General features: G+C 74.7%; 6 protein-coding genes. 2 read left to right on the top strand and 4 right to left on the bottom strand.

What is annotated here, in order from left to right:
- Together ABD308_RS23865 and ABD308_RS23860 are read left to right on the top strand one after the other, a co-directional pair.
- A partial coding sequence (locus tag ABD308_RS23865; RefSeq protein ID WP_344338416.1) for a WD40 repeat domain-containing protein occupies positions 1–3,280 on the top strand: 3,280 nt, incomplete at its 5' end.
- A 232-nt stretch (positions 3,281–3,512) separates the two neighbouring features.
- Positions 3,513–4,826 carry a VWA domain-containing protein gene (locus tag ABD308_RS23860; RefSeq protein WP_344338448.1) on the top strand — a complete coding sequence of 438 codons (1,314 nt, stop codon included), beginning with the start codon at positions 3,513–3,515 and terminating at the stop codon, positions 4,824–4,826.
- Here ABD308_RS23860 and ABD308_RS23855 read toward each other — a convergent pair.
- The 4 genes from ABD308_RS23855 to ABD308_RS23840 all read right to left on the bottom strand — a co-directional run.
- Positions 4,786–5,559, bottom strand: coding sequence for an HAD-IIB family hydrolase (locus ABD308_RS23855; RefSeq protein ID WP_344338414.1), 774 nt, complete (start codon positions 5,557–5,559; stop codon positions 4,786–4,788). The genes ABD308_RS23860 and ABD308_RS23855 overlap by 41 nt on opposite strands.
- Before the next feature lie 39 nt (positions 5,560–5,598).
- Positions 5,599–5,784, bottom strand: coding sequence for an MbtH family protein (locus ABD308_RS23850; protein ID WP_344338412.1), 186 nt, complete (start codon positions 5,782–5,784; stop codon positions 5,599–5,601).
- A 33-nt stretch (positions 5,785–5,817) separates the two neighbouring features.
- Entirely contained in the window at positions 5,818–6,561 is a 744-nt protein-coding gene (fabG, locus tag ABD308_RS23845; RefSeq protein ID WP_344338410.1) for a 3-oxoacyl-ACP reductase FabG, read from the bottom strand.
- A gap of 51 nt (positions 6,562–6,612) precedes the next feature.
- The coding region (locus ABD308_RS23840; protein WP_344338408.1) for a condensation domain-containing protein at positions 6,613–8,029 on the bottom strand (1,417 nt) is incomplete at its 5' end.

Below are 8,029 nucleotides of genomic sequence, written 5' to 3'. Positions count from 1 at the left end.
CCGCGAACCGGCCGCCGCCGAGGGGGCGGTGATCGTGGTCGACCAGTTCGAGGAGGTGTTCACCCTCTGCACCGATCAGGACGAACGCGCCCGCTTCCTGGACCTCCTGCTCGCCGTCACCGTTCCGAGGCCGAACGGCCAGGCACCGGATCCGACGAACCCGGCCGCTTCGCCGCCGTCCCCGCGCGGCCCCCGCGTCGTCCTCGCCGTCCGGGCGGACTTCTTCGGACACTGCGCCACCCACCTCGCGCTCGCCGAGGCGTTCCAGGGAGCCGTCCAACTCGTCACCCCGATGACCCCCGACGAACTGCGCGAGGCCGTCGTCAAACCCGCCGCGACGGCGAACCTGATCGTGGAACGCGCCCTGACCGCCCGGATCGTGCGCGAGGTCGGCGACGAGCCGGGCGGACTTCCGCTGATGTCGCACGCCCTGCTGGAGACCTGGCGCCGCCGCCAGGGCCGGGCACTCACCGAGGCCGCGTACGAGGCGGCCGGCGGCATCCACGGCGCGATCGCCCGGACCGCCGAGGAACTCTACGAGCGGTTCGGCCCCGCCGAGGCCGACGCCGCGCGCCGGATCCTGCTGCGGCTCGTCGCCCCCGGACGCGGCACCCAGGACACCCGGCGCCCCACCGCGCACGCCGAGTTGACGGCGGGAGGGACGCCCGAGACCGGCCGCGTGCTGGAGCGACTGGCGCGCGCCCGACTGATCACCCTGGAGGAGTCCGTCGTCGACCTGGCCCACGAGGCCCTTCTCACCGCCTGGCCCCGACTTCTGGCGTGGATCGGCGAGGACCGGGAACTGCTCCACGCCCAGCGCCACCTCACCGAGGCCGCCGAGAACTGGCGGTCCCTCGGCCGCGACCCCGGCGCCCTCTACCGGGGACTGCGCCTGGACACCGCCGAGGCGCACTTCGGCGGCCCCGGCGCGCAGGACGGCCTCACCCCGCTGGAACGCGAGTTCCTGGCCGCCGCCCGGGCCGACCGCACCCGCGACCGGCGCCACCGCCGAGGCCGGACCGTGGCGCTCAGCCTGCTGCTGGTGATCGCGCTGGTCGCCGGACTGGCCGCCTGGCAGCAGAACCGGGCCGCCGAGCGCCGCCGGATCGAGGCCGAGGCCCGCCGAATCGCCTCCGTCGCCGCCAGCCTGCGCGCCACCGACCCGGTCACCGCGATGCGTCTGGGCCTGGCGGCCTGGCGGCTCGCGGACCTGCCGGAGAGCCGCTCGGCGGTCCTGGCCGCCATGGCCCAGCCCGACCAGGACGTCTTCACCGACCCCCAGAACGGCGCGGACACCCGGCGCAGGCTCAGCGACGACGGCCGCACACTGATCAGCGTCGGTGCCGAGGAGGTGGTGACCTGGGACCTCGACACCCACCGCCGGACCGCCACCCGGCCGGGCCTGGGAGCGGAGGTGAGGGCCGCCGCGACGCCGCGCAACGACAGCACCACGCTGGCCCACCACGCCGAGGACGGGTCGGTGAGCCTCCGGGATCTCTCCACCGGCCGCCAGGACCCGCTCACCGGCCCGGTGAAGGACGGAGCCGAGTCGGACGGCCGGTACATCGTCGTGTACGACCACACCGACGACGAGTACACGGCGCGGGTCTGGAACCTCGCCGATCGCCGACCCGTCCTGGACCTGCGGGCGCCGCGCGATCCGACGCGCCCGGACGTCGGCACGGTGTCGACGCGGATGTCGGAGACGACGACGCGATCGGTCGAACACCGGATGGAGGACCTGGCGGCACCGGACGTGGCCCTGAGCCCGGACGGACGGACGGCGGCGTTCTGCGTCCCCGACGGCCCCCTCCAGCTGTGGGACCTCGTCGGCCTCCGCCGGATCGACGCCCCGTGGGCACCGACCCCCTCCCGGCTGGAGTGCTCCGACGAGCGCGTCTCCTTCTCGCCCGACGGCCGGCTGATGGTCCTGGCCGCCGAACGCGGGGTGCGGTGGTGGGACATCGCCTCGGGCGTCGAACTGCCGTCGATCAGGCTCCGGAGCGTGCAGGAGATCGCCTTCAGCGCCGACGGGCGATTCCTGGCGACGGCCACCACGAACAGCCTGCTCCTCTGGAGGACGGACTCCCCGGACGGCCCGGTCTTCAGCTACAACACGTCGGGTGAAGCGCTCACCGAGCTGCGGATCGATCCCGCCAGGGGCCTGATCCGCTACCTCGGAGGCCTGGCGGCCGGGCAGGGCACCACGGTCCACACCCTCGACATGCGGACCGCCGTGGCGGACGGCTGGCGGCGGGAGGAGACACCCGTGGCACGGTTCAGTCCCGACGGGACACTGCTCGCCACCGTGGCCCCGCCGGCCGGGCACAGCGTCGAGGACGGCGGCGCGGGGCTGCGGATCCTGGACGGAAGGACCGGCGACCCCGTCGCCGAACTGCCCGTCGAGCCCTGCCCCTCACCCTGTTCCCCCCTCCTGGACTTCAGCGTCGACGGGACGCTCCTCGCCCACGTCGTCGGCATGCCTCGATCACCGGGCGACGGCCCGCCACCGGTGCGGCTCTGGGACACGGTGCGGCGGCGGCCGCGCGGCAGCCTCGACCCGCGGGGAGGCTTCGCACTCCGCCGACCGGCCTCGGCCGCCATCGGCCCGGCCGGCCGGTGGGCGGTGCTCACCGGTCCCGCACGGGACGGCTCGTTCCGGGACCTGCGCGGCGAGGCGTCACCGGCCGTGGTGCTCCCCGAGGTCGGCGGCTCACGCACAGCGGTACGCCCGGACGGCGGACTGCTGGTCACGTCGACGGGGAAGGTGCTGGACATGTCGGCGGAGCCGCCGGCAGCCATCGCGTCGGGCCCCGGGCCGTCGGACGTCCTGGAGTTCAACGCGGACGGCACGCTGCTGGCCACGGGCGACAGTACCGGGGCCGTCGTCCTCTGGGACGGCCAGGTGAAGCGGCGCGTGGGGACCCTGGCCCGCGCGGTGCCGGAGTCGCCCGGGCCGGTCACGGCCCTGGCGTTCTCCCGTGACAGCCGCACGCTCGCCGTCGCGACCCTGGACGGCTCGGTCCAGCTCTGGGACCTCGCCGCCAACCAGCCGATCGGCCTTCCGCTCCCGTCCGCCGGGGACACCGCGCACGCGCTCGCCTTCAGCCCCGACGGCACCACCCTCCACGCCTCCGGCCGGCACGTCCCCCTGCAGCGCCTCGCGATCAGCCCGGCCGCCGCCGCCGACCACACCTGCCGCCGCGCCGGAGGCAGCCTGACCGCCGAGGAGTGGAGGACCCACCTCCCCGGCACCCCCCACCGCCCGACCTGCCCCTGACCCGTCGCTGACGAAGACGCCCGGCCGGGGGGCGAATTGATCGACATCGCCTTCGACGGCCGCCTGTCAGCCGGACGGGCATGAGCCCAACCGGCCCACACCCCACACCAAGATCAACACCTGGCCCAAACGGGTGCCGTACACCGAAATCCTGATAGTCCCGACGGTCGGCGGGCCGTCGGCGTGCGCCGCTCCTTCGCCCGTGGTGGCGGGGTTCGGCCAGACTGGGGGCATGAGTGAGCGATCTTTGAGCGCGGGGGCGAACGTTCCGGTCGGGGCGGCTGTTGTGCGGGTGGAGCTCGGTTGGGTGGCCGGGGCCGGGGGGCCCGATGTCGACGCGTCGGCCGTGCTGCTGGGGGCGGATGGACGGGTCCGTGGGGATGGGGACCTGGTGTTCTACAACCAGCCGCGGCATGCCTCGGGCGCGGTGAGGCACCAGGGGAAGGTGGACGGCGGGGGCGGGACCGTGGTGGACCGGGTCGTGGTGGATCTGGTGGGGGTGGAGGCGGGGGTGGAGCGGATCGTGCTGGCCGCTTCGGCGGACGGGGGTGTGTTCGGGCAGGTGCGGGGGCTGGTGCTGCGGCTGGTGGACGTGGGGACGGAGGGCGAGGTGGCCCGTTTCGAGATGGCGGGCGGGCCGGAGACCGTGTTCCTCGGCGGGGAGTTGTACCGGCGGGGCGGGGGGTGGAGGTTCCGGGCGGTGGGGCAGGGGTACGCCTCGGGGCTGGCCGGGCTGGCCACCGACTTCGGGGTCACGGTGGAGGAGGAGGGGGAGCGGGAGGTGGAGGAGGAGCGGCTTCCGGCGGAGATGCGGGAGCGGTTGTCGCTGCGCAAGCGGCAGGTGGCGGTGAGTCTGGAGAAGCACGGTGCCGCCGGGATCGTCGCGCGGGTGGTCCTGGTGCTGGACGCCTCGGGGTCCATGTCGGGGCTGTATGCCAGGGGTGTGGTGGCCGATGTGGTGGAGCGGATGGCCGCGGTGGCGGCGCAGCTGGACGACGACGGGGCCATGCAGGCGTGGACGTTCGCGTCGAACCCGGCGCGGCTGCCCGATCTGCGGGTGGGGGAGCTGCCCGGCTGGATGCGGCACGTCAAGGTCGGGCAGCTGGGCGGACTGTTCGGGCGCCGGCGGAGGCGCTCCGCGCTGCCGGAGGGCGAGGTCGACATGAAGGCGGTCGGCGTGGGCAACGAGGAGCAGAAGGTCATCGCCGAGGTCCGGGAGTTCGTGCGCGGCGATCCGGCGGCGGCGCCCACGCTGGTGCTGTTCTTCTCCGACGGCGGGGTCTACCGCAACGCGGAGATCGAGCGCGAGCTGCGGGCGGCCGTGGAGGAGCCGGTGTTCTGGCAGTTCGTGGGCCTGGGGCGCGCTGATTACGGGGTGTTGCAGCGCTTCGACGAACTGCCCGGACGGCGCGTCGACAACGTGGGGTTCTTCTCGGTGGACGACATCAGCACGCTGCCCGATCCCGAGTTGTACGACCGCCTGCTCTCCCAGTTCCCCCGCTGGATCACGGCCGCCCGGCGGGCCGGCATTCTGCCTCCGGAGTAGGGGAAGAGGGGGAGGAAGGGGAGAGCCAGCCGAGGGCTTCCAGGGCGGTGTGGATGGCGGCGGCGCCGGGCCGGTCGGGGCGGTGCACCCGGGGGTCCCCGGCGAGGGCGGCGAGCAGGGCGGGTTCGGCGCCGCCGACCACCACCGCGTGCGCGCCGAGCCGGTACAGCGAGAGGTCGTTGAGGGAGTCGCTGGCGACCAGGATCTCTTCGGGCCGCCAGCCGAGCCGGCCGGCCAGGGCGCGCAGGGCGTTGCCCTTGGACGCCCGGGGCGGCAGGACGTCGAAGTAGCGGTCCCCGGAGTACACCCAGGCGCAGCCGAGGGCCTCGACGGCGGCGGTGAGTTCGCCGGTCAGGTGCCGTGGCGCCAGGCGGTAGGAGCAGCGGCCGTCCTGGACGACGTCGTCCTGGTAGGCGAGGTCCGGGAAGCGGCGCAGCGCGGCGCGCACGCGGTCCGCTCCCGGCCAGCCGGCCCGCAACTGTTCCCGCAGCCCGTCCACGGAGGTGAGGTCCGTGCCGTCGACGACGGTGGCGCCGACGTCGGCGATGATCCACCGAGGCCGTGGGACGAGCGGGTCGGCCAGGACCTCCTGGACCGAGGCGAGACCCCGGCCGGTGGCGAAGACCGGGGTCACCTCGGGACGGCGGAGCAGCGCGTCCCGCAGTCGCCGCCGCTGCTCCGGGCTGCCGCCGAGCAGGGTGCCGTCCAGATCGGTGACCAGAATTCTCGACACCGGAGGAAGCTAGCACGATCACGGGCCGTGGTGAAGTGGTCACCCTCCCTGACGGAGCGACAGCGGGCGCAGGTCGGTCCAGTGGGCGTCGACCCAGGACTCGCAGGCGGCCTCGGTGCCGGTGAAGCCGGCGGGGCGCCAGCCGTCCGGGGCGGGGAGACCGGCGGGGTGGAGGGCGTGCTGCTCCTCGTCGTTGACCAGCACGGTCCAGGGGGTGTCGGACACGGGGGCTCCAGAGTGGGGAGGAGGGGGCGGTGGTCAGCGGAAGCCGCCGTCGATGCGGACGACCTCGCCGGTGAGGTAGGACGCCCGGTCCGAGAGGAGGAAGGAGACCAGGTCGGCGACCTCCTCGGGCCGGCCGAGGCGGCGCAGCGCGACCTGGTCCAGGGACCGCTCGACGGCCTCCTCCGGGAGGTCGGCGACCAGGTCGGTGTCGATGTAGCCGGGGGCGACCGCATTGGCGCGGATGCCGTAGCGGCCGACCTCCTGGGCGAGCGAGCGGGTGAAGCCGATGATGCCGGCCTTGGTCGCCGCGTAGTTGGTCTGGCCGGGGTTGCCGCAGACCCCGGCGACCGAGGAGAGGGTGACGATGGCGCCGTGGCGGCGCAGCGCCATGCCGTCGATCACCGCGCGGCAGACGTGGTAGACGCCGCTGAGGTTGACCTGGAGGACGTCCTGCCAGTCCTGGTCCTCCATCAGCAGCAGCGGGGTGTCGCGCAGGATCGCCGCCGAGGCGACCAGCGCGGTGACCGGGCCCAGGGCGTCCTCGGCGCCGTCGACCAGCTCGCGGACGGCGGCGGCGTCGGCGACGTCGGTGCGGCGGACGTAGACGGCCCGGCCGAGGTCCCGCAGCTCCTTCTCCAGGGTGCGGGCCGCCTCGGCGTCGGCGCTGTAGCACAGGGCTACGTCGTAGCCGTCCTCGGCGAGCCGCAGGGCGGTGGCGCGGCCGATGCCTCGGGTGCCGCCGGTGATCAGCGCGACGGGGGTGGTCGTGCGGTTCATGGCCTGCCTTTCGGATGGGGGCGTGGGAAGGGCGCCCGGGGGCGTGGCCGGCTACGCCGGGCGCTGCCGCACGCGGCGGCGCAGCTCGGTGAGCGGCAGGTCGGGGTGACGGGTCAGCAGGTCCAGGACGAACGGCCACTGACGGGCCATGGCGGCCATCGAGCGCGGGTCGATCCGTTCCGGCGAGTACAGCCACAGGCCGCGCAGCCCGGCGTCCGACTCGTGCATCATCAGGTAGAGGTCGGCGTTGTGCGGGCGCATCTCGGTGATCAGCTCCGGGATCACCTCGGCGTCGCCGACGTTGAGGTTCAGCGGCGCCGCGCTCAGGCCGTGCAGGTCCAGCGGCTCGCCCGCGACGTTCAGCAGGTTGAACAGCAGCCGCAGCGGGTTGCGGTCCTCCCCGGCGTCCCGGCGCAGCCACCGCAGCGGGACCTCCTGGTGCAGATGGGCGTCCAGGACCCCCGCGCGCACGGCGGCGACCAGGTCGCGGACGGTGGCGTCCTCGGCCGGGCGGGGGCGGACCACCACCGGGTTGATGAAGAAGCCGATCATCTGCTCGGTCTGCGGGTGCTCCCGGCCCGCCAGCGGGAAGCCGACCGCGAGATCGTTGTCGCTGTCCGCGTAGCTCTGCAGCAGCAGGTGGAAGGCGGAGAGCAGCAGCATGAACAGGGTGGTGCCCTCGCGCCGCGCGGCCTCCTTCAGCGCCGCGGTGACCGCCGGCTCCAGGACGAAGCCGCTGGTGTAACCCTCGACCTCGCCGGTCCTCTGGTGCTCGGGCGCCTCGAAGCGGGGCAGCGCCGGGAGGTCGGCCAGCAGCCGCTCCCAGTGGGCGACGTGCTCGTCGAGCTCGCCGTCGGCCAGCCGCCGCCGCTGCCAGGCCGCCCAGTCCGGGTACTGGACGGCGGGCTCGGGCATCCGGGGCTCACGGCCCAGCACCCGGGCGGCGTACAGCTCCCGCAGTTCGCGGCCGAGCAGCGCGTAGGACCACAGGTCGACCACGATGTGGTGCAGCACCAGCACCAGCACCCAGGTGTCCGGGCCGGTGGCGACCAGGGTGGCACGCACCAGCGGGCCCTCGGCGAGCCGGAACGGGCGGTCCACCTCGGCGGCGACGAGGCGGCGCAGCGCCTCGGTCCTGGTCGACTCGGGCTCGCCGCGCAGGTCCGCGGTGGCCAGCGGCCAGCCGCCGACCGGGTCGGTCAGCTGGTGCCAGGAGCCGGCGCCGTCCTCGACGATCCGGGTCCGCAGCGCCTCGTGGCGGGCCACGATCGCGTCCAGGGCGTGGCGCAGCGCGGCCGGGTCGAGCGTGCCGGTCAGGACCGTGGCGGTGATGACGTTGTGGTGCGGGGCCTCCGGGTCGACGGGCTGGTGCATGATGTCCAGCTGGGCGAAGGAGAGCGGCACGCGCCGGCCGCGCTCGGCCTGCGGCACGGTGCCGACGCGCCGCGCCGGGCGGGCCGGGCGGGCC

The organism is Kitasatospora putterlickiae (assembly GCF_039527695.1).
In the GTDB taxonomy this organism is placed as follows: Bacteria; Actinomycetota; Actinomycetes; order Streptomycetales; family Streptomycetaceae; genus Kitasatospora; species Kitasatospora putterlickiae.
Note: the sequence above shows the minus strand (reverse complement) of the source record. Positions and strands in the feature narration are given on the sequence as shown.